14 protein-coding genes are annotated in these 21,910 nt (G+C 62.4%); 5 read left to right on the top strand and 9 right to left on the bottom strand.

Features of this window, described 5'->3' with window-relative positions; genetic code table 11:
- Positions 1 to 62: 62 nt before the first annotated feature.
- From serB to AC1RTP_RS25900, 4 genes are all read right to left on the bottom strand, one after another.
- Positions 63 to 908: a phosphoserine phosphatase SerB gene (gene serB / locus AC1RTP_RS25915; RefSeq protein WP_498611527.1), complete on the bottom strand. Its 846-nt coding sequence runs from the start codon at positions 906 to 908 to the stop codon at positions 63 to 65.
- Between the two features lie 14 nt (positions 909 to 922).
- Positions 923 to 4,354 carry a transcription-repair coupling factor gene (mfd, locus tag AC1RTP_RS25910; RefSeq protein ID WP_498611524.1) on the bottom strand — a complete coding sequence of 1,144 codons (3,432 nt, stop codon included), beginning with the start codon at positions 4,352 to 4,354 and terminating at the stop codon, positions 923 to 925.
- 61 nt (positions 4,355 to 4,415) lie between these two features.
- Positions 4,416 to 5,354 (bottom strand): lipase secretion chaperone, encoded by a 939-nt coding sequence (locus AC1RTP_RS25905; RefSeq protein WP_498611523.1) that lies wholly within the window; start codon positions 5,352 to 5,354, stop codon positions 4,416 to 4,418.
- Positions 5,351 to 6,259 (bottom strand): lipase family alpha/beta hydrolase, encoded by a 909-nt coding sequence (locus tag AC1RTP_RS25900; protein WP_498611522.1) that lies wholly within the window; start codon positions 6,257 to 6,259, stop codon positions 5,351 to 5,353. Before AC1RTP_RS25900 ends, AC1RTP_RS25905 begins: the two co-directional genes overlap by 4 nt.
- Positions 6,260 to 6,505: 246 nt before the next feature.
- Between AC1RTP_RS25900 and AC1RTP_RS25895 the strand changes: the two genes are divergently transcribed.
- Entirely contained in the window at positions 6,506 to 8,254 is a 1,749-nt protein-coding gene (locus AC1RTP_RS25895) for a methyl-accepting chemotaxis protein (RefSeq protein WP_498611521.1), read from the top strand.
- Here AC1RTP_RS25895 and AC1RTP_RS25890 read toward each other — a convergent pair.
- Both AC1RTP_RS25890 and AC1RTP_RS25885 read right to left on the bottom strand, forming a co-directional pair.
- A complete protein-coding gene (locus tag AC1RTP_RS25890) occupies positions 8,251 to 9,021 on the bottom strand; it encodes a PP2C family protein-serine/threonine phosphatase (RefSeq protein WP_498611520.1) in 771 nt (256 codons plus the stop codon). The genes AC1RTP_RS25895 and AC1RTP_RS25890 overlap by 4 nt on opposite strands.
- 45 nt (positions 9,022 to 9,066) lie before the next feature.
- Complete coding sequence (locus tag AC1RTP_RS25885; protein ID WP_498611519.1) at positions 9,067 to 11,454, bottom strand: penicillin-binding protein 1A; 2,388 nt, start codon at positions 11,452 to 11,454, stop codon at positions 9,067 to 9,069.
- A gap of 95 nt (positions 11,455 to 11,549) precedes the next feature.
- Between AC1RTP_RS25885 and AC1RTP_RS25880 the strand changes: the two genes are divergently transcribed.
- Genes AC1RTP_RS25880 through glpD form a run of 3 tightly spaced genes read left to right on the top strand, consistent with a single transcriptional unit; the run spans position 11,550 to position 16,593 of the window.
- The gene (locus tag AC1RTP_RS25880) at positions 11,550 to 13,781 is read left to right on the top strand and encodes an OPT family oligopeptide transporter (RefSeq protein ID WP_498611518.1); all 2,232 of its coding nucleotides are present in this window, start codon (positions 11,550 to 11,552) and stop codon (positions 13,779 to 13,781) included.
- 14 nt (positions 13,782 to 13,795) lie between these two features.
- Positions 13,796 to 15,067: a metal-dependent hydrolase family protein gene (locus AC1RTP_RS25875; RefSeq protein ID WP_498611517.1), complete on the top strand. Its 1,272-nt coding sequence runs from the start codon at positions 13,796 to 13,798 to the stop codon at positions 15,065 to 15,067.
- 11 nt (positions 15,068 to 15,078) lie between these two features.
- Positions 15,079 to 16,593, top strand: coding sequence for a glycerol-3-phosphate dehydrogenase (gene glpD, locus AC1RTP_RS25870; protein ID WP_498611516.1), 1,515 nt, complete (start codon positions 15,079 to 15,081; stop codon positions 16,591 to 16,593).
- On the opposite strand, the gene AC1RTP_RS25865 is transcribed toward glpD, so the two are convergent.
- The 3 genes from AC1RTP_RS25865 to AC1RTP_RS25855 all read right to left on the bottom strand — a co-directional run bounded on the left by AC1RTP_RS25865 (position 16,590) and on the right by AC1RTP_RS25855 (position 20,348).
- Positions 16,590 to 17,819, bottom strand: coding sequence for an SGNH/GDSL hydrolase family protein (locus AC1RTP_RS25865; RefSeq protein WP_498611515.1), 1,230 nt, complete (start codon positions 17,817 to 17,819; stop codon positions 16,590 to 16,592). The two genes, glpD and AC1RTP_RS25865, sit on opposite strands and share 4 nt — an antisense overlap.
- 75 nt (positions 17,820 to 17,894) lie before the next feature.
- A complete protein-coding gene (locus AC1RTP_RS25860) occupies positions 17,895 to 18,830 on the bottom strand; it encodes a LysR family transcriptional regulator (RefSeq protein WP_498611514.1) in 936 nt (311 codons plus the stop codon).
- A 12-nt stretch (positions 18,831 to 18,842) separates the two neighbouring features.
- A complete protein-coding gene (locus AC1RTP_RS25855; protein WP_498611513.1) occupies positions 18,843 to 20,348 on the bottom strand; it encodes a peptide MFS transporter in 1,506 nt (501 codons plus the stop codon).
- Between the two features lie 182 nt (positions 20,349 to 20,530).
- Between AC1RTP_RS25855 and ppnN the strand changes: the two genes are divergently transcribed.
- Positions 20,531 to 21,901 (top strand): nucleotide 5'-monophosphate nucleosidase PpnN, encoded by a 1,371-nt coding sequence (ppnN, locus tag AC1RTP_RS25850; protein ID WP_498611512.1) that lies wholly within the window; start codon positions 20,531 to 20,533, stop codon positions 21,899 to 21,901.
- The last annotated feature ends 9 nt before the right edge of the window (positions 21,902 to 21,910 follow it).

Raw genomic sequence — 21,910 nt, 5'->3', positions numbered from 1 at the left:
GACACGGGCTCATGCGCGTAGCGCATGAGCCCGTGTCCGTTTGCTCGACCTGACCCCGACTTTTATTGTGCGAGGAGGTTCAGGATGCCGTCGAGGCCGACGTAGTTGAGGGCTACGCTGGCTTGTTCGCGTACCACTGGCTTGGCGCGGAAGGCGACTGACAGGCCGGAGATGGACATCATCTTGAGGTCATTGGCGCCGTCACCCATGACGATGGCTTGCTCGGTGCGGATGCCCATCGAGGCGCAGACGTGTTCAACCGTCTTGCGCTTGACGTCGGCGTCGACGATTTCGCCGATGACCTTGCCGGTCAGCTTGCCGTCGACGATTTCGAGTTCGTTGGCGCGGGTGTAGTCCAGGCCAAGTCGCGGTTTCAGGCGGTCGGTGAAGAAGGTGAAGCCGCCGGAGACCAGCAGGGTTTTCAGGCCGGCAGCCTGCACGGCTTTCAGCATTTCTTCGGCGCCCATCGAAAGGCGCAGGCGTTCTTCGTAGACGCGTTCCAGTGCCGATGCTTCCAATCCTTCCAGCAGCGCTACGCGGCGCTTCAGGCTTTCCGAGAAATCGAGTTCGCCGCGCATGGCGGCCTCGGTGATTTCCGACACCTGCGGCTTGAGGCCCTGCATGTCGGCGATTTCGTCGATGCACTCGATGGTGATCAGGGTCGAATCCATATCCATCGCCACCAGCTTGAATTCGTCCAGGCGGCGCACGCCCATCATGTAGGTGGCGTCGAGCTGGGCGGCTTCGGCTGCGATCTCGATGGTCTGGCGCAGCGCCGGCGTGTAGCTGATGCCTTCGCAGCGCAGTGCGTTGTCGGAGATCGTCACTACGCGCTGCGGTGCGGTCAGGGCGGCGATGCGCTGCAGGCGGGCGGCGCATTCACCGACGCCTTGCAGCACAAGGTTCATGGTCATGTCGTTGTTCATGTCAGTTGTTTGATGGCGGTCTTGATCTGGTTCACGCGGGCCGCCAGGTCAGGCATATTCGCTGTGATCTTAAGCTTGTCCTGTCCATTCAGCTTGATGTGGCGCTGGTTCTGGATCAGGTTGATGATGCGCATCGGGTCGATCGGGGGCTGTGGCATGAATTGCAGGTTGGCCGCTTCCGAGTGGGCATCGATTTTCACGATGCCGACGGTCTTGGCGGCGATGCGCAAGCGGTGGGTTTCCACCAGGGCCTTGGCAGGGTCGGGCAGTTTGCCGAAGCGGTCGATCAGTTCCTCTTGCAGGTCGTCGATTGCGTTCTGGGTTTCGCAGTTGGCCAGGCGTTTGTAGATCGACAGGCGTTCGTGCACGTCGCCGCAGAAGTCCGCGGGTAGCAGGGCCGGCGTGTGCAGGTTGATTTCGGTGGTGGTGGACAGCGGTGCGGCCAGGTCGGGCTCTTTGCCTGCTTTCAGGGCGCGCACGGCTTCGTTCAGCATGTCCGTGTAGAGCTGGAAGCCCACTTCCAGCATTTCGCCGGACTGGTTTTCGCCCAGCACCTCGCCGGCGCCGCGGATTTCCAGGTCGTGCATCGCGAGGTAGAAGCCGGAGCCCAGTTCTTCCATCTGCTGGATCGCGTCGAGGCGGCGCTGCGCTTGTTTTGTCAGCCCCTGGACGTCGGTCACCAGCAGGTAGGCGTAGGCCTGGTGGTGGGAACGGCCGACGCGGCCGCGCAGCTGGTGCAGCTGGGCCAGGCCGAACTTGTCGGCGCGGTGCATGATGATGGTGTTCGCGGTCGGCACGTCGATACCGGTTTCGATAATCGTGGTGCACAGCAGGATGTTGTAGCGCTGCGCCACGAAGTCGCGCATGACTTTTTCCAGGTCGCGTTCGTGCATCTGGCCGTGGGCGACGGCGATGCGCGCTTCCGGCAGCATTTCGGTTAGCTTGGCCAGGCGGTTCTGGATGGTCTCGACTTCGTTATGCAGGAAGTAGACTTGGCCGCCGCGTTTCAGTTCACGCAGCACGGCTTCGCGGATGATGGAGTCGTTTTCGCTGCGCACGAAGGTCTTGATGGCCAGGCGCTTTTGCGGCGCTGTGGCGATCACGGAGAAGTCGCGCAGGCCTTCCAGCGCCATGCCGAGGGTACGCGGGATTGGCGTTGCGGTCAGGGTCAGCACGTCCACTTCGGCGCGCAGGGATTTCAGCGCTTCCTTCTGGCGTACGCCGAAACGGTGTTCTTCGTCGATGATGACCAGGCCGAGGCGGTCGAACTTGACGTCGTCCGACAGCAGCTTGTGGGTGCCGATCACGATGTCCAGCGTGCCGTCCTGCATGCCTTTCATGGCGCTGGCAATCTCTTTGCCGGTGCGGAAGCGCGACATTTCGGCGATGCGTACCGGCCAGTCGGCGAAGCGGTCGGCAAAAGTTTGCGCGTGCTGTTCGGCCAGTAGGGTAGTTGGGGCCAGGATGGCGACCTGCTTGCCGCCCATGACGGCGATGAAGGCGGCGCGCAGCGCGACTTCGGTCTTGCCGAAACCAACGTCGCCGCACACCAGGCGGTCCATCGGTTTGCCCGAGGTCATATCCTTGAGAACGTTGGAGATTGCCTCTGCCTGGTCGGGCGTTTCGTCGAAGCCGAAGCTGTCGGCGAAGCGTTCGTAATCATGCGAGGAGTATTCAAACGAGTGGCCCTGGCGTGCGGCACGGCGGGCGTACAGGTTGAGCAGCTCGGCGGCGGTGTCGCGTACCTGTTCGGCGGCCTTGCGCTTGGCTTTGTCCCATTGGCCGGAGCCGAGGGTGTGCAGCGGCGCGTCGTCCGGGGAGGCGCCGGAGTAGCGCGAGATTACGTGCAGCTGCGATACGGGCACATACAGCTTACTCTCCTTGGCGTATTCCAGGTGTAGGAATTCGGTTTCGCCTTCGCCCAGGTCCATGCTGACCAGGCCCATATAGCGGCCGATGCCGTGGTTGATGTGCACCACCGGGTCGCCGATCTTGAGCTCGGACAGGTCGCGCACCATCGATTCAACCTGGGTGACAGCTTCCTGTTTTTTTCGTCCGGCGCGGCGGCCGGTGCCGGCATACAGTTCGGTTTCAGTTATAAAGGCCAGGCCTTCGTCCAGTTCGAAGCCGGCGTGCAGCGGGGCTACGCCCAGCACCACCTTGGCGTCGCTGGCGAGGAAACCGTCGAAGCCTTCGATCAGGGCCGGCGATAAGTCGAATTCGGCGAAGTACTGTTGCAGGGTTTCGCGGCGGCCGTTGGTCTCGGCGCAGATCATCACGCGGCGGCCCGACTGCATCAGGTAGGCGCGCAGGTTGGTCAGCGGATCGTCGAGGTGGCGGTTGACTGCGATGTTCGGGATCGGCGCCGACAGCTCGGACGATGGCAGAGACATGTCGCGCGAGATGGCGATGCGCGGATGCGGCTTGGCCAGCACGAAGAATTGTTCGTCACCGAGGAAGATGTCCTGCGGCGGCAGGATAGGGCGCTCGCGGTCGGCCTTCAGGAATTTGTAGCGCGATTCGGTGTCGGCCCAGAAGCGCTTGATGGCGCCATCGATGTCGCCCACCATCGCAACGCTGGCTTCTGCCGGCAGGTAGTCGAAGAAGGTCGCGGTTTCGTCGAAGAACAGCGGCAGGTAGTACTCGATGCCGGCGGAGGCGATGCCGCTGCTGATGTCTTTGTAGACCACGGAGCGCGACGGGTCGCCTTCAAACGTTTCGCGCCAGCGGCTGCGGAAGGCGGTGCGCGAGACCTCGTCCATCGGGAATTCGCGGCCCGGCAGCAGGCGCACTTCCTTGACCGGATAGAGCGAGCGCTGGGTGTCGGCGTCGAAAGTGCGGATGGTTTCGATGGTGTCGCCGAACAGGTCCAGGCGGTAAGGCAGGGCGGAACCCATCGGGAACAGGTCGATCAGACCGCCGCGCACCGAATATTCGCCGGGCGACATGACCTGGGCCACATGTGTATATCCGGCCAGGGTCAGTTGCGACTTGAGCTTCGCTTCGTCCAGCAATTCACCCTGCTTGAAGAAGAAGGTGTAGGCGGCCAGGAAGGAGGGCGGCGCCATGCGCACCAGGGCAGTAGTGGCCGGGATGATCGCCACGTCGCATTGGCCGGTCTGGATTTCGTGCAGGGTGGCCAAACGCTCCGACACCAGGTCCTGGTGGGGAGAAAATGCGTCGTAAGGCAGGGTTTCCCAGTCCGGCAGCAGGTGGCAACGCAACCCTCCGTTGGCGAACCATGGGATTTCAGCGAGCAGGCGCTGACCATCGCTTGCCTGGGCCACGACCACGGCCAGCATCTGGCCGCGCGCCTTCAGTTCAAGTGCAGTTTGCGCCAGCGCGTAGGCGTCGCCGGAACCGAACAGGTTGGGCAGCGCGAAGCGGTTGCCGGGCTTGGGTAGGGCTTTTTTTAAGTCGAAAGGCATGCAAGGGTGACGCTTACGAAGGTGACTCTAATGTGCTGGCCCCACATTATAGTGCAAGCCCTTATTCGTAGGCGCCCAGCTGTTTTTGTTCCCCCGGTGTAAAGAGGCTGCCCCGCAATTGCTGGATGGCGGCTGGGTTGCCGGCCAAATTGGCGCTGGCGGCGTGGTAGGCGGCGACCCGGCGCAGCCATTCAGCCTGTTCCTGGTCGAGTTGCGCCAGGCGGCTGGCGGCTTGCGGGTCGGTGGCGCTGGCTCGAAGGCGGAAAATGTCGTCTTCGCTGGCTCCGGCAGCCCGGGCGTGGGCCACTTGCTCCTCCAGTTTCAGTACCCGCATGGGCGCTTCCCGTTCTTCGCGTAATTCGGGTGGGAGACGGCGGTCTGCCTCTGCTAAGACGTTTTCGCGCTGGGCCGGCGTCAGTGTCTTGTCTCCGGCCGCTTCCAGGCGGGTGATGGCGTCCTGGTCGCGGCCATCCGTGTCGCTGAACAGGCCTGCGCTTTCGGCAGGGGTGAAATAGCGCTGGCGCAGGGCCTGCATGGCGAGCAGGCGGCCGCGGGCTGCCGCTGCGAGGGAGGCGCCATGGGCGGCTACGGTCTGGCTGCCTTCCGCGTCGGCCAGGGCGCGCTTATAGGAGAGGTATTGCCCGAGGAGACGCCGAGCCGCGGCGGCGGCGGCGGGCTTCATGCGGCGCGAAAGCTCCTGTTCGACCCCGGCGCGAATCGCCGGCAGTTCGGCTTCGCCCAGCGCCGAAAGATAGTAATCGAACAAGTGCCGCAATTCGGCGTCTATGCGCAATTCGTCACCGACGGCCTGGAGCGGGCCGTCGGGCCGGGTGCCGGCCATGGACGGCACGAAGGGCGCCGGCGCCGGCGCCGCGGTCGGAATAGGTGCCGTGCGGCCGGCATCCGGGCGCTGCGGGGGCGGGCTCTCCGTGCCAATCGCCCACAGCGCAACTGCGGACGTTGCGGCCAGGAGTACTCCCCACAGCGCCCGCGCGCTCACAGGCCCATCCCCTGCAACCGGTTGGCGTGCTGGCGGAACAGCGTGACCGGACTGGTTTCGAACAGGTGTGTGATGCCGACCATCTGGTTGATTTCGTCGAGGTGGTTCATGCGGTAGTCGTCGCGGATCACACGCCCCAGATGGCTCGAGCAACTGGCGACCAGGCCGTCATTCTTTGCGCCGCCAAAGGCCAGGGATGTGACCGCGAGGAAGGGATCGGCAGGGTCGAAGAAATTGGTGTACGACTTTGCGCCGCTCCAGGAGAAGTAGTACACGCCATTGACCTGGTATGCACCTTCGCCGCAGGCGCTGGCTGGCAAGCCCTCGGGATGGGCGGCGTTGAAGGCTGCCGTACCGGCCGTGCTGAGCGAACGGGCTGCTGTATAGGCGTTTTGCGGGAGTGTCGGGCTGCCGTTGATCAGGTCCAGGAAGCCGCCTAGCGCATTGCCGACGCTGTACACCACATCTGGCGCCGCGCCAACGAGAACGTCGGCCACTTTCGAACCCTTATTGACGCCGCCGATGCTCGTCACCGATGCAATCAGGTCAGGCCGCACTGAAGCGACGTAGCGCGAGGTCGGGCCGCCGTGGCTATGGCCGATCAGGTGCACCTTTTCAGCCCCGGTGGCGGCAAGGATCTGGCGCACCTGGAACAGCAGCTGTTCACCCCTTACCTCGGTACTGTTGGCCGCAGATACCGATGTCACGTAGACCTGGGCGCCGCCGCTGCGCAGGGCGCCGGGTATGCCGTAGAAGTATTCGAGCGGGCCGAGGTGGTCAAAGCCGAACAGTCCGTGAACCAGGACGATGGGATAACGTGTTTGGGTGTAGCCGGTTGCGGAAGCGGAAAGCGAGGTGAATGTGATGAACAGGACCGATAGCAGCTGCCAGACAAGCTTCTTCATGGGGCCTCCGTGCTGATTGGTTGTTGGAGAGTCCAATTTAGCATTCGCTGCGCGGCGCGCGGCAAGATTGCCGAAATAGCACGGTGGCTTCCTTCAGTGTCAAAACGCTTTGTTGTTTTGAGGGCTTGCGGCGCGCTTATGCTGTTGACGCTGGGTAAAGAACATTCGATATTCGTCGCGTAAGGGCACAATCTCGCTAAATCTATCAAGATTGGCAAAGTTGTCTCAGAAGAAAGGGGTGACGCCATGTTCAAGAACCTCCTGATCAAGTGGAAGCTGGCCGTGCTGGTCACGGTGATGATGCTGGCGTTGGCGATCCTGGGCGTCTCGGGCTACCGCGGCATTGCCACCGTGGGCGAGTCGGTCAAAGAAATCGGCGTTGTGCGCCTGCCTTCCATCTACGGTTTGCTGGTGCTGAGCGAAGGCCAGACGGCGGTGGATAAAGCGACGCTGCAGGCGGCTATCTACGAAAACGACACGAAAGCGCAGGACAAATTCGCCCAGGTGGCAAAGTCGCGCGATGCCGCGTGGGCCAAAGCGCAGGCAGGCTGGAAAAAGTATGAGCCTTTGCCTCAGACGCCGGAGGAGGCGGTGCTGTGGAAGCAGTTTGTCGGCGAGTGGGATGCGTGGAAAGCGGCCGATGCCAAACTTGGTGGCACCGTGACTGCGCTGGCGGCAAATAGCGATGAGGCGAAGCAGAAAGAGTTGTTCGGCCAGTTTTACGAGCAATACCACGCGTCCGAGCCTTTGTTCGCCAAAGCGGAGCGGACGCTGAACCAAATAATTGACCTGAACGACCGCATTGCCACGGATTCGATCCAGTCCGGCACGGCGGCTGTGGTTTCGTCCGAGCGTGTGATGATGGCCACGGCGGCCATCTCAATGGCGCTGGCGATCATCGTCGCCTGGTATATCGCGATGGCGATCACGCGTCCTATCGAATCGGCCGTTAAGGTGGCGCAGACTGTGGCGGCGGGTGATCTGACCAGCAATATCATTGTAGAGACGCACGAGGAAACCGGACAGCTGCTGCAGGCGCTGAGGGATATGAACGATAGCCTGATCCGTGTGGTGGGCCAGGTGCGCAAGGGCACGGAAACCATGGCCAGCGCTACCCGGGAAATCGCGACCGGCAATATGGACCTGTCCAGCCGCACCGAGGAGCAGGCAAGCTCGCTGGAAGAAACCGCGTCATCGATGGAGGAGCTGACTTCCACCGTGCGGCATAACTCGGACAATGCCTTGCAGGCGAACCAGCTGGCCAAGACCGCGTCTTCTGTTGCGGCAAAGGGCGGCGAAGTCGTGGCCCGCGTGGTGGAAACCATGGATTCGATCAATGAGTCGTCCAGCAAGATCGTGGACATTATCAGTGTGATCGACGGGATCGCGTTCCAGACCAATATCCTGGCCCTGAATGCCGCGGTTGAAGCGGCGCGGGCGGGCGAGCAGGGGCGCGGGTTTGCGGTGGTGGCTTCCGAAGTGCGCAACCTGGCGCAGCGCTCTGCGGCGGCAGCCAAGGAGATCAAGCAGCTGATTGGGGATTCTGTCGAGAAGGTTGGGGCGGGCAGCAAGCTTGTGGGCGAGGCGGGTGCGACCATGGGCGAGGTAGTGAGCAGCGTGCAGCGCGTGACGGACATCATTGAGGAAATCAGCCTGGCGACCCAGGAGCAGAGTTCGGGGATTGACCAGATCAATATGGCGATCAGCCAGATGGATCATGTGACGCAGCAGAATGCGGCGCTGGTCGAAGAGGCTGCGGCTGCGTCCGCGGCGCTTGAGGAGCAGGCTGCGCGGCTCATGGAAGTGGTGAGCGTGTTCAAGCTGGATGCGGCATCGATGGCAGCGCTGGGTGTTGGTGAGGCGCCGGTGCGGCGCCCTGTGGCGCCATCACGGGCGCTGGCGGTGGCGCTGCCCGCGCGTGGTGCAGAACAGCGCGCGGCGCGGCGGGCGGCGACGCCAGCGGGCAAGCCTGACGACGATTGGGAAGAGTTTTAGCCTGGGCAGAGGAGCAGGACGGCCGTGATGTTATCGCGGCTGCCATCCTGCTTTGCCTGCTCGACCAGCGCAGCGCAGGTTGCCGGCAGGTTGTCCGGCGTGGCAGTGGAAAGCAGCGCGGCGAGCGCGTCGTGTTCGGTCGCGCCGTACAGGCCATCACTGCACAGCAAGTACAAGTCACCTGGCGCAATCGGCTGTGCAAATACATCCGGCCGCACATCTTCACCGGGCCCGATCGCCTGCAGCAGCAGGTTGCGTGGCGGGAGTGTGCCGGTCATGCCGGCTTCCAGCGCCTGCTGGTACAAAGTCTGGTCGTGGGTCAGCTGCGCCAATTGGCCTTGGCGGTAGCGGTAGATACGGCTGTCGCCAACGTGGAATACCAGGGCCGGTCCGCCGGCTTGCGCTTGCCACATGCCGGTCAGCGTCGTCCCCATACCGTAGCCATCGGCCAGACCGGCAGACGCATTGTTGCTGAATAGCGTGGAGTTGGCGAACAAAACCGCGTCATACAACTGGCGCAAGGCCTCTGCATCGCTTTGCGGTGCAGCTTGTGCGCGCAGGTGCTTCCAGGCCAGCAGCAAGGCTTCCGTGCTGGCGATATCGCCGCCGATATGGCCGCCCATGCCGTCGGCGACCGCGACGAAATTCAACTCCGGCAGCAACAGCAGGTTATCCTGGTTGCTGGGGCGTACCGTACCTACGTCAGTCAGCCCATAGGCCAGGCCCATGGACATTTGCTGCAATACTGGCGGCGACAGCGGGATCATTGGTGTTGTTCCGCAAAAAAGGACTGGAACCGATGGTACATGATTTCAGGCGCCCGCCGGCGGTGCTGCCGGAGGGAATTGCTGCATCGCCGGCTGCCCCGGAGCGGCTGGCGTAGCTGGCGCCTGCGGTGGCGGTGCTGTGCCGTCGGTCGGCGCTGCCTGCTCTTCATCGGCCGGAATCGCTTCCAGGTCGATGGCGCGCACAGTCGGATCGCTGGCATATTCTTCCAGGGACCAGTCGCCGTTCGACTGCACCACGCCTTCCGGCACCGCACGTTCAATCGGCGGATGTTTAGGCAGGGCGGCGCGCATGTAGTCCATCCAGATCGGCAGCGAGAGGGTGGCGCCGAATTCGCGGCCGCCGAGCGACTTGGGCTCGTCGTAACCCATCCAGGCTACAGCAACGATGCCGCCGCCATAGCCGGCAAACCAGCCGTCCATCGAGTCGCTGGTGGTGCCAGTCTTGCCTGCCAGGTCTGGGCGGCCCAGGCGGCCGGCAGCAGCGCCGGTACCGCTGCGGGCAACGTCGCGCATCATGCTGTCCATGATGAATAGGTTGCGTTCTTCGAGCACGCGCTCGCCGGCATTTGCAGGCTGCGGAAGCTTGATGTCCATGATGGCCGCGCCCTTCGCATCGACGACGCGGGAAATCAGGTAGGGAGTAACCTTGTAGCCGCCGTTGGCAAAGACAGCATACGCGCCGGCCATCTGCAATGGCGTGACAGCGCCGGTGCCCAGCGCCATTGTGTAGTTCTTCGGATGGCGCGGCAGGTCGAAGCCGAAACGGGCCAGGTAGGCGTGCGTGTCATCCAGGCCGGCCGCGCGCAGCAGGCGCACCGATGGCACGTTCTTCGACGCCGCCAGCGATCGGCGCATGGTGACCTGGCCATCGAACTTGCCATCGTCGTTCTGCGGGCGCCATGGCTCGCCATTGGCTCCGCCCGGCATTTCCAGCGGTTCGTCGGCGATCAGGGTAGCCGGGCCAAAGCCTTTGGCCACGGCGGCGGAGTAGATGAATGGCTTGATCGAGGAACCTGGCTGGCGCCAGGCCTGGGTCACGTGGTTGAATTTTTGGAGGCCGTAATCGAAGCCGCCTACCATGGCCTGGTAGGCGCCGGTGTTGGCGTCAATCGACACGAAGGCCGCAGCGACTTTCGGCACCTGGGTAATGGCCCAGTTTTTACCGGACTGCATGACGCGGATCACGGCGCCCGGACGGATGGCGAAGTTCGGCTTGGCTTTTTCCGACAACGCGGAGACAACCAGTTTCAGGCCATCGCCGCTGATCGAGAGCACGTCGCCGTCGGACGTTTCGGCCTTGACCAGGGTGGGGCTGGCTTGCACCACGACGGCTGGAATCAGGCCATCGCTGACCACGCGCTTGCCCAGCGCTTCGTCGATGGCGTCGCCGCGATCTTCTTCATCGGCGGGCAGTTCGATATAGGCTTCCGGCCCGCGGTAGCCGTGGCGCTGGTCGTAGGCGACGACATTGCTGCGCACGGAGGCGTAGGCTGCATCCTGGTCCTTGGACAGGATGGTGGTGTAGACGTTGATACCGCGCGTGTACGTCTCCTCCTTGAATTGGGCGAAGACGGCCTGGCGCGCCAGTTCGGCCACATATTCGGCGTGGGTGTCGAATTCCTGGCCGCGGTGGTTGACGTGCAGCTGTTCCTTCTTGGCCTTCTCGTATTGCGCTTCGGTGATGTAATCGAGCTCGAACATCCGGCGCAGCACCACCTGCTGGCGTTGGCGCGCTTTCTTCGGATTGACAGCCGGATTATTGCGCGAAGGGTTCTGCGGCAGGCCTGCCAGCATCGCCATTTCTGCAATGGAGAGTTCCTTGAGCGACTTGCCGAAGTAAGCCTGCGCCGCGCTGGAGAAGCCGTAGGAGCGCTGGCCCAGGTAGATGTTGTTCATGTACAGCTCGAGGATCTTGTCCTTGTCGAGCGCCGCTTCAATGCGGTAGGCCAGCATGACCTCCGCAAGCTTGCGGGAGATGAATTTGTCCTTGCTAAGGTAGAAATCGCGGGCCACCTGCATGGTGATGGTGGAACCGCCCTGGCGGAAGCTGCCGCGCAGGTTGGCGCGCGCTGCGCCCAATGCGCGGATCCAGTCGATGCCGCCGTGCTCGTAGAAGCGCGAATCTTCAATAGCGAGGATGGACTTCTTCATCAGGTCCGGCACTTCGGCGATCGGCGTGAAGTCGCGGTGTTCTTCACCGAATTCGCCGATCAGCACTTTGTCTGCGGTGTAAATGCGCAGCGGGATCTTCGGGTGGTAATCGGTGACGGCTTCCAGCGTCGGCAGGCTAGGGCGGATAACGAAGGCTGCGTAGCAGGCCAGTGCGATGCCGCCGGCGAGGGCGGCGCCGCCAGCGACAAGGCTGGCGCGAATGACATTACGGCGGTTCAGCCAGGAAGGACGATTGCTCAAATCAACTCTCTCGGTTACCAAGTCGGGCAATTATAGACTATGCATGAGTTGTTCTATATGCCATAGTCTTGGGGTTTCAGTCTAAAAGGATTTACGTGTTCCGTCCCTATATCCCCGACGAGGCGCGGCTGCCGGAAATGACATTCCGCGCCCTGTTCCTCGGTACTTTGCTGGGCATGGTGTTTGGCGCTTCCTCGCTGTACCTGGTGCTGAAGGTTGGCCTGACTGTCAGCGCATCGATTCCGGTGGCGGTCATCGCCATCACTTTCTTTGGCCTCGCGAAGAAGCTGGGCGGCAAGGACGCGAGCATCCTGGAAAACAGCATCGCGCAAACTGCCGGTTCGGCCGGCGAGTCGATTGCATTCGGTCTCGGCGTGACCATGCCGGCCATCCTGATTCTCGGCTTTGACCTGGAAATCTGGCGCGTGATGCTGGTGGGTGTCCTGGGCGGCACGCTCGGCATCCTGATGATGATTCCGATGCGCCGCACCATGATCGTGGACCAGCATAAGGAATTGAAGTTCCCGGAGGGGACAGCTTGCGCCCAGGTGCTGCAAGCTGCGGCCAGCGATTCTTCGCGCCTGGCGGCGGGTGAGCCGCTGCAGGGCGAATCGGAAGCGGCGCGCGATGCCCGGCGCCGTGCCCGTGTGATTTTCGGCGGCTTTGCAATGGGCCTGCTGTACAAGGCGCTCAATGTGTCGCTCAAGCTTTGGAAGGACACGCCGGAAACCGTGCTGGGAGCGCCGCTGAAGGGCGGCTCGGTCGGCGCCGAGGTGTCGCCTGAATTGCTGGGCGTCGGCTACATCATTGGTCCGCGCATTGCGCTGACCATGACGGCGGGCGGCGTGCTGTCTTACCTGTTGCTGATCCCGATGATCAAGTTCTTTGGCGACCCGCTGACCACCGTGCTGGCGCCCGGTACCAAGCTGATTTCGGACATGGGGCCGGATGAGGTACGCGGCGCCTACATCCTTTACATTGGCGCTGGTGCGGTGGCGGCGGGCGGCCTGATTTCGCTGCTGCGTGCGATGCCAATGATCTGGCGCAGCCTGGCGGCCGGCCTGTCGGGCATGGGTAAAGGCAGCAAGGCCGATACCATGCGCCGCACCGAGCAGGATATTCCGATGAAGTGGGTGGTGATCGGCTGCCTGGCGCTGATCGCCGTCATCACTGCTGCGGCGCCGCTGCATATGAATCTGCTCGGTGCCTTGCTGATCCTGGTGTTCGGCTTCCTCTTCTCCACGGTGTCGTCGCGGCTGACCGGCGAGATCGGCTCTTCATCCAATCCCACTTCCGGCATGGCGGTGGCGACGCTGCTCTTCACCTGCCTGATTTTCCTGATGGTCGGCTGGACCGGCGGCCAATACTACGTCACGGCGCTTTCGGTAGGCGCCATCGTCTGCATCGCCTCGGCCAACGCAGGCACGGTGTCGCAGGACTTGAAAACCGGCTTCCTGGTCGGTTCCACGCCGCGCTTGCAGCAGTATGCGATGCTGGTTGGCTCGCTGGCTTCGGCCCTGCTGCTTGGCCCGATCCTCCTGCAGCTGAATAACGCCAGCACGGTCTATGTGCCGGCCGCCCAGGTGGCGCCGGGCCTGGCCACCGATGCGGCGCGCTTGATGGTGACGGCGAAGCTGGATGGCCCGCAAGCGGCCGGCGACAGCGCCACCTACAAGGTCTGGCAAAAACCCGATGCGCAAGGCGGCCCGGAAGGCAAATACCTGGTTGGAGAAGATGGGCGCGCGGTCTGGTACGTCGATCCGGGTATCAACGGCACCCACAACAAGCGTCCGGACGGCACCGAAGTACGCAAGTACGATGCACCGAAGGCCGTGCTGGTGTCATACATCATCAAAGGCATCCTGGACCAGCAACTGCCGTGGACCCTGGTGATGCTGGGCGTGATGATCGCCCTGGTGCTGGAAATGTCGGGCGTGCAGTCGCTATCTTTTGCGGTGGGCGTCTATTTGCCGCTATCGGCCACGCTGCCGATCGCTGTCGGCGGCGTGCTGCGCTGGCTGGCCGACCGCCGCAACAACAAGCTGCCGCAATACGCAGGCCTCGACGAGGAGGGCCGCCAGGCGGCGGGCGACCGCAGCGAAGGCGTGCTGCTCGCTTCGGGCTATATCGCGGGCGGCGCATTGGCAGGCATCGTAATCGCCATCACCGCCGGTGTGATGACCAATTTCGATGCGGCGGTCACCGCCTGGGCAGAAAGCAGCAACCCGTTCTTCAACGGCCCTGGCGCGGATTTGCTGTCGCTGCTGCCTTATGCTGTAATCATGGGGCTGCTGCTGTGGGTGGCGCGGGAAAAATCAACTAGTTAAAGGGAGGCTGGGTGATGATGAAACTGGGTGCAGCGAGCCTGCTGCTGGCAATCGGGACGGCTAACGCAACGACTGTTAACTGCGGTCGCCTGCTGGACGTGAAAAGCGGCGCATGGCGCGAAAAAGTCACCGTCGTCATTGAGAACGGCAGTGTGAAATCGATCGAGCCCACCCAGGGCAAGGCCGACGTGGACCTGGGCGGAATGTCCTGCATGCCCGGTTTCATCGACATGCACGTGCACCTGACCCACCAGACCCAACCCCAAGTGGAGGCTTTGCGTGGCCAGCTCACGCTGGACCCCATCGACCGCGCCTACGATTCCGTCGCCTTTGCCGAGCGCACGCTGAAGGCCGGCTTCACCACGGTACGCGACCTGGGTGCTGGCGAGGGCCTGAACATCGCCATGAAACGCGCGATCAATTCCGGGGCAATTGTTGGACCGCGCATGTTCACCGCCGGCAAAGCCATCGCCACCACGGGCGGCCACGGCGATCCAAGCAACGGCCAGTCGCGCGAGCTACGCCACCTGCATGGCACGCCCGGCCCGCAAGAGGGTGTCATCAACAGTCCCGATGAGGCACGCCAGGCCGTGCGCGCCCGCTACCAGGAAGGCGCGGACGTCATCAAGATTACCGCCACCGGCGGCGTATTGAGCCAGGCCAGCAGCGGCATGAATTCGCAGTTCGACGACGCCGAGCTGAAGGCACTGATTGCAGCAGCCAAGGACTACGGCTTCAAGGTCGCCGCCCATGCGCACGGTGCAGACGGCATGAAACGCGCCTTACGCGCGGGCGTAGACTCGATCGAACATGGCACTTTTATGGACGATGAGGCAATCGCCCTGTTCAAGAAAACCGGCGGCTGGTACGTGCCGACCATCAGCGCCGGCCGCTTCGTGGCCGATAAGGCCAAAGAACCGAATTACTATTCGCCGCTGGTGCGGCCCAAGGCCGCCGCCATCGGCCCGCAAATCCAGGGTACTTTCGCCCGCGCCTACAAGGCTGGCGTGAAGATCGCCTTCGGCACAGATGCCGGCGTCTTCCCGCACGGCGAAAACGCCAGGGAATTCGCCTATATGGTGGAAGCGGGCATGCCGCCCCTGGACGCGATCCGCTCGGCTACGGTTAGTGCGGCCACTCTACTTGGGCAGGCGAATCGCCTCGGATCGCTGGAGCCGGGTTATGCTGCCGATATCGTGGCCGTTTCCGGCGATCCGCTGCAAGACATCACCCTGCTGCAGAAAGTAGGATTTGTGATGAAGGAAGGCGTCATTTATAAACAGTAATCGGGGAGCGCATGTCCGAAGTTGATTGCGATGTACTGGTAGTTGGTGGCGGTATCAATGGGGCGGGCATCGCGCGCGATGCCGCAGGCCGAGGCCTGTGCGTTGTACTGTGCGAAAAGGACGACCTGGCGTCGCACACTTCGTCGGCTTCCACTAAATTGATCCACGGTGGCCTGCGCTACCTTGAGTACTACGAGTTCCGACTGGTGCGCAAGGCGCTGGCCGAACGCGAGGTGCTGCTGCGCAGCGCCCCGCACATCATGTGGCCGCTGCGTTTTGTCATGCCGCATGACGAAGGCCAGCGTCCCGCACTGATGATCCGCGCCGGCCTGTTCCTCTACGATATGTTGGCCAAGCGCGAACTGCTTCCTGGTTCTCGCGGGATCGACCTGCGCTGCCATCCCGCGGGCCGTCCGCTCAAACCTTCATTCCGACGCGGCTTCGAGTATTCCGACGGTTGGGTCGACGATGCGCGTCTGGTGGTCTTGAACGCAATCGATGCCTGCGCCAAGGGCGCCTGCATCCTGACCCGCACCACTTGTGTGGGCATTGAGCGCCATGCCGGGCACTGGGTCGCCACTCTGCGCAAAGCCAATGGCACCGAAAAGCGCATCACTGCACGCACCGTGGTTAATGCCGCTGGACCGTGGGCCCAATCTTTCCTGCACGCTGCGGGCGCCAAACAGGAGTCGCGCCACTTGCGCCTGGTGAAGGGCAGCCACATTGTGGTACGCCGTATCTTCGAGCACGACGAAGCCTACATCTTCCAGAACAAGGATGGCCGCATTGTGTTCGCGATTCCCTATGAACGCGACTTCACGCTGATCGGCACCACCGACCTTGAATACAAAGGCGACCCGCAGCGCGTGACGATCGAGGAAAGCGAAATCCGCTACCTGTGCGAACTGGCCAGCAACTACTTCCGCGAACCGGTTCGTCCGGCGGACGTGGTGTGGACGTATGCCGGCGTTCGCCCGCTGCTGGAAGACGCCGCAGCTGACGCCAAAGCAGTTACGCGCGACTATTTCCTGGAACTGGACAAGAACGGTGCGCCGCTGCTGAACGTCTTCGGCGGCAAGATCACGACCTTCCGCAAGCTGGCGGAAGACGCAGTCGATATGCTGTGCAAATCGCTCGGCAAACCGGCGCAAGGCTGGACGGAAAAAGCCTGCCTGCCAGGTGGCGACCTGTTTGGTTCCATGCCGCAGAACCGCTCGGTGCAGGAGTTCTGCCAATGGGCCGCGGCGGTGCAGGTGAAGTACTCATGGCTGCCGCAAGAGCTGGTGAAGCGCTACGCGCGAGCTTACGGTACGCGCGTGCACACGATGCTCGATGGCTGCTCCTCGCTGGCCGACATGGGCGAAGAAATCCTGCCCGGCCTGTACGAGGCTGAAGTGAACTACCTGCGCCGCAAGGAATGGGCCGTCACCGCGGCCGACATCCTCTGGCGCCGCTCCAAGCTCGGCCTGCACCTCCCCGCTGGCGCCGAAGCCCGCCTCGACGCCTGGCTTGCGGCGCACGCTTAGGGCGTTGACCTGAGGCAGCTGTCGGCGACAGTGGAGGCGATGATGATGTGGCCGGCGTCGTTGGGGTGCAGGTGGTCGCCGCTGTCCAGCCCGGGCTGCATGCGTAAGGGATTTTCGCTGTCGCGGATTGCCAGGTCCAGGTCGGCCACGGCGTCGAAGGCGCCGCCGGTGCGGATCCAGGCGTTGACTGCCTGGCGTTTGGCTTCGCCGCTTGCGCTGTAAATGAAGGGCCGTTCTACGCCGGAATAGGGCATCAGTGTGGCGCCACATACTTTGACGCCGGCGTCGTGTGCGCGTTGCACCAGGGTCCGCATGCCGTTGATGATCTGGTCGGCGGTGGCGTTTTGCTCCGGTGCGGAGATCATGTCGGAGGCGGTGATGTCATTGATGCCTTCCGCCAGCACGATCCATTGCACACCGGGCTTGCCGAGGGCGTCGCGCTGGAGGCGGGACAGGGCGCTCGGACCGACAAACAGTTTGGCGCCGTCCTTCAGCACGCGGTTGCCGGCTACGCCAACGTTTGCTACGGCCTTTTTTTGCAGCGTGGACCAGCCTTGCAGGCGCTCTGCCAGTACGTCTGGCCAGCGTGCATTGGCGTCGAAAGTGGCGCCTACGCCGTCCACGATTGAATCGCCGATGACGACGACTGTTTTCGCGTCAGGTCCAGCTGTCACTTCCACGTCGGTGAGGAAGTAGCGGCTGTAATCGGCAGTCCAGGCGGGGAAGGTGCTTGCCGCAGCGCCGTCTACGCCAGTCGCGATAAAAGTTGTCTGCATTGCCGCTCCATGCACCGTGGCGTGCCCCGAGCCGGATGGCAGGTAGATGCTGACGGCCAGTTCCTGCAGCGCCGATACGTCCATGGTGACCGGGTCGCTCAACATGCTTTCGCCTTTGGCGATGCTTACGTTTGGCGAGCCGCCGAAAGTCAGGGTGCGGTCGGTGCCTGGCACGGTGTCGGGGCCAGCTGCCCGTTCGGCTACGTGGACGGAGCCGACGTCCAGCTGTTTCGACCCATACTCATTCGAGATCTTGACGCGGATGCTGTTGCCGCCTGCGCTGGTGCGTATCATCTGGCGGATTGTCTGATGCTGCAGCGGCTTGCCGGTAGTGTCAGCGGCGGCGGTCCACGTGCTCACCCAATCCGGCGTTTCGGCGGAGAGTGCCGGGGCACTCCAGAAAAGCGGCAGGGCGGCAAGGATGGCGGTACAGGCAGGCAGTCGTTTCATTGGGCGGTCTCCCTTGTCAGAAAGGCCCCCAGTCTAGGAAAATGCCGGCGTCAGGGCAACGCCCGTCGCCGCATACTAGCTATGCGCGGCGTGCATGGTGTATTGCGTTACGCCGTGGTCGAATCGGTGCAATACTTCGAACACCTGCTGGCGGAACCACTGGTGTGCGGGATCGTGGTGGTTGCGGGTGTGCCAGAGCAGCCAGTAGCGGTAGGTCGGCGCCGGGAAAGGAAGCGGCTGCCATGCGAGAGGCATTTGCGCTGCGAGCTTGATGGCCATGTGCTCGGGGACGGTCCACAGAATGTCGTCGCTGGCGATCGCTTTCAGCGCTGAGGAAAAGAAAGGCACTGTCAGGCTGATATGGCGCGCCACGCCGTGCGCTGCGAGGTGCTGGTCGACGAAGGCGTCCTTGTCGCTGCCACCTGTTACGCGCATATGGGGCCATTTCAGGTAGTCGTCCATCGTCAGCGGCTGGCCTGCGAGCGGGTGGCCAAGGCGCATGGCGCATACCGGTTTGTCATGGCCCATTTCGCGGCCATGCAGGTTTTCGGGCAGTACGTCGGCGATCGTAGCCACCAGGTCCACGCCTTCGTCGCTAAGCAGACGGTAATACCCCGGCTCCCACATGCGGAAAGCGACGCTTGATTGCGGCGCTTGGACGCGGATGGTCGCAGCCAGGGGCGGCAGCATGTGCTCGGCCAGGTAATCGGAACCGGCCAGCTGGAATTTTCGTGTGCAGGTTGCGGGGGCGAAATCAGGTCCGGCGAGGACCGTCTCCACTGAACGCAGGACTGCCTTCAATGGGCCGCGCAGTGCTTGTGCGCGTTGGGTAAGGAGGAAGCGTTGGCCTTCGCGGACCAGCAATGGGTCTTTCAACTGCTTGCGAAGCTGGACTAGCTGGCGGCTAAGCGCCGGCTGGGTGATTCCGAGGATGGCTGCGGCCGACGTCAGGTTGGCGGTATCCAGCAGCGCATCCAGGGAGCGGAGCAGGTTAAGGTTAAGCTGCTCCATGTGGCGAGATGATTACTTCACGCCGTGCATCAGTTTCTGGATGAATGGCGCCAGGATGAACAGCAGCACGCCGCCGATCATCAGGATCCAGAAGCCCTGGGTGTAGCCTTCCAGCGCGGATTGCACCGACAGGCCTTTTTCACCGGACATCATCGCTGCCACGATACCGGACAGGTTGTTGCCGATACCGGTGGAGAGGAACCAGCCGCCCATGCCCATGCCGACCAGGCGGGTTGGGGCCAGCTTGGTCACCATCGACAGGCCGATCGGGGACAGGCACAGCTCACCGACGGACTGGATCACGTAGACCATGAACAGGGTCCAGAACGGGATCTTGCCGTTGCCGTCGACCAGGTGGGTCAGCGCGTACATCAGCAGCAGGAAGGCGAAGCCGTTACCCAGGATGCCCAGGCCGAACTTGCGCGGGATCGATGGGTTCTTGTTGCGGCGGCCCAGCCACACCCAGATCGCAGCGATGATCGGTGCGCAAGTGATCACGGCGATGGAGTTCACCGACTGGAACCATGCGGTTGGGAAGATCCAGCCGCTAAAGTCACGGTTGACGATGTTCTCGGCCAGGAAGGTGAAGGAGCTGCCTGCCTGTTCGAAGAAGCACCAGAACATGATGTTGAAGGCGAAGATGATCATCATGGCGATCACCTTGTCGCGGGCCACTGGGCCGTTGCGTACGCCTTCCACGATCAGCATCACTGCCAGGATCAGGAACAATACGGTCAGCACGCCTTGCAGGGCGGCCGCGCCAACAACCAGCAGCGCGTACATGACTGGAATCACGCACAGGGCGCCCAGTACAACGTAGATGATTCGCTTAGGATCTTTGTTCTCTTCGGTCGGTGCGCCGATGCCTTTCAGGGCAGCGCGGCCGATGTAGAACCAGACCAGGGAAATCAGCATGCCTACGCCGGCGGCGATGAACACCACTTTGTAAGCAGGCATGTCGCCGGTGTTGAAGAATTTCTGGGCCAGGGTCTGGGTGATCAGCGGCGCGAAGAAGGCGCCGATGTTGATGCCCATGTAGAAAATGGTGAAGCCGGAATCGCGGCGGGTGTCAGCCACCGAATACAGCTTGCCGACCATGGTCGAAATATTCGGCTTGAACAGGCCATTACCTGCAATAACGGTTGCGAGACCGAGCTTGAAGATGTTCGGGTCCGGCACGGCGATCATGAACAGGCCGGCCGCCATGAAGGCAGCGCCAACCAGGATGGAGCGCTGGTAGCCCAGCACGCGGTCTGCAACGTAGCCGCCAAACAGCGCGCCTGCGTACACCAGTGCCAGGTAGGAGCCGTAGATCAGGTTCGCCTGGGATTCGCCGGCGGAGTCACCGTTGTAGAACTGGGCTACGACGTACAGGGTCAGTGCCCAGCGAATACCGTAGAACGCGAAGCGCTCCCAGAACTCGCTCATAAACAGCATCCACAGGGGCGCTGGGTGGCCCATGATCTGTTTGAATTCAGGTGGCTGAATCTCAGTGGTTGGATTGCTTACACCGCTCATGCGGTTTCTCCCGGTCGAAAAAGAGCGCATTTTAATCTACCCCGCACGGATCAAGGGCAATTTCGCGTGCTGCAAAGCAGCATTGTGGTATGTTTGCCAAGCTTGTGTCTGTGAATCAGCACAGCTTGGGCGTATATTGGAAGTGCAGTCCCCGAAAAGTTAAATAAAAGGATTTATGTATCATGGACAGCAACGTTGTCGATACTCTCATCGCTCCGGAGGGCAGGCTGGAAGTCTTGTCCAAGGCGGAGGTGGTCCAATTGCTGGACTCCGGCAAAGGCGGCCTCTATAACATCTTTCGCAATTGCGCCCTGGCGGTGCTGAATTGCGGCAGCACGATCGACGATGGAAAGGAATTGCTGGATCGATTCAAGTCGTTTGATATCAACATCCTGCAGCGTGAACGCGGGATCAAGCTGGAAATCAAAGGTGCACCGGCCATCGCTTTCGTCGACGGCAAAATGATCAAGGGGATCCATGAGCACCTGTTCGCGGTGCTGCGCGATATTGTGTTTGTCAATAACGAAGTAAGCGGAAATCCAAAGTTCGACCTGGCCAGCAGCGAGGGCATTACCGACGCGGTCTTCCATATCCTGCGCAATGCGAACGTGCTGAAGCCGCAGCTGAACCCGAATATGGTGGTGTGCTGGGGCGGCCATTCGATCAACCGCGCTGAATATAACTACTCCAAGGAAGTGGGCTACCAGCTTGGCCTGCGCGGCTTGGATATCTGCACCGGCTGCGGCCCTGGTGCGATGAAGGGCCCGATGAAGGGCGCCACCATTGGCCACGCGAAGCAGCGCTTTACCGGCGGGCGTTACCTGGGCATCACGGAGCCAGGCATCATTGCGGCGGAATCGCCGAACCCGATCGTGAACGACCTGGTGATCATGCCGGATATCGAGAAGCGCCTGGAAGCCTTTGTGCGCGTGGGCCACGGCATTTGCGTGTTCCCCGGAGGCGCGGGCACGGCGGAGGAAATCCTGTACATCCTCGGCATCCTGCTGCATCCGGATAATGCGGATATCCCGTTCCCGCTGATCTTTACCGGTCCGGAGACTGCGCGCGAATACTTCGTGCAGATTAATGAGTTCATCGGCCTGACGCTGGGCGCGGAGGCGCAGAAGCGCTACAAGATCATTGTCGATGATCCGGAGCTGGTGGCGCAGGAAATGCAGGAAGGGATGAAGCAAGTGCGCGAATACCGCAAGTCGCGCTCGGACGCCTATTACTTTAACTGGGCGCTCAAGATCGACGATGAATTCCAGCGGCCGTTCGCGCCTACGCACGAAAACATGCGCAACCTTAGCCTGCACAAGAACCAGCCGGTGCACGTGCTGGCGGCCAACCTGCGCCGCGCTTTCTCGGGCGTAGTGGCGGGCAATGTGAAGGAAGAGGGCATCCGCACCATCGAGAAATACGGCCACTTCGAAATCCATGGCGACAAGGAAATCATGGGTCCGATGGACGCGCTGCTGGCGTCCTTCGTGGCGCAAAGCCGCATGAAGCTGGCGGGCAAAGCCTACACCCCCTGCTACCGGGTCATCCAGTAATTACGGCCG

The sequence above is a fragment of the Pseudoduganella sp. GW821-FHT11H04 genome, from assembly GCF_058807935.1.
Note: the sequence above shows the minus strand (reverse complement) of the source record. Positions and strands in the feature narration are given on the sequence as shown.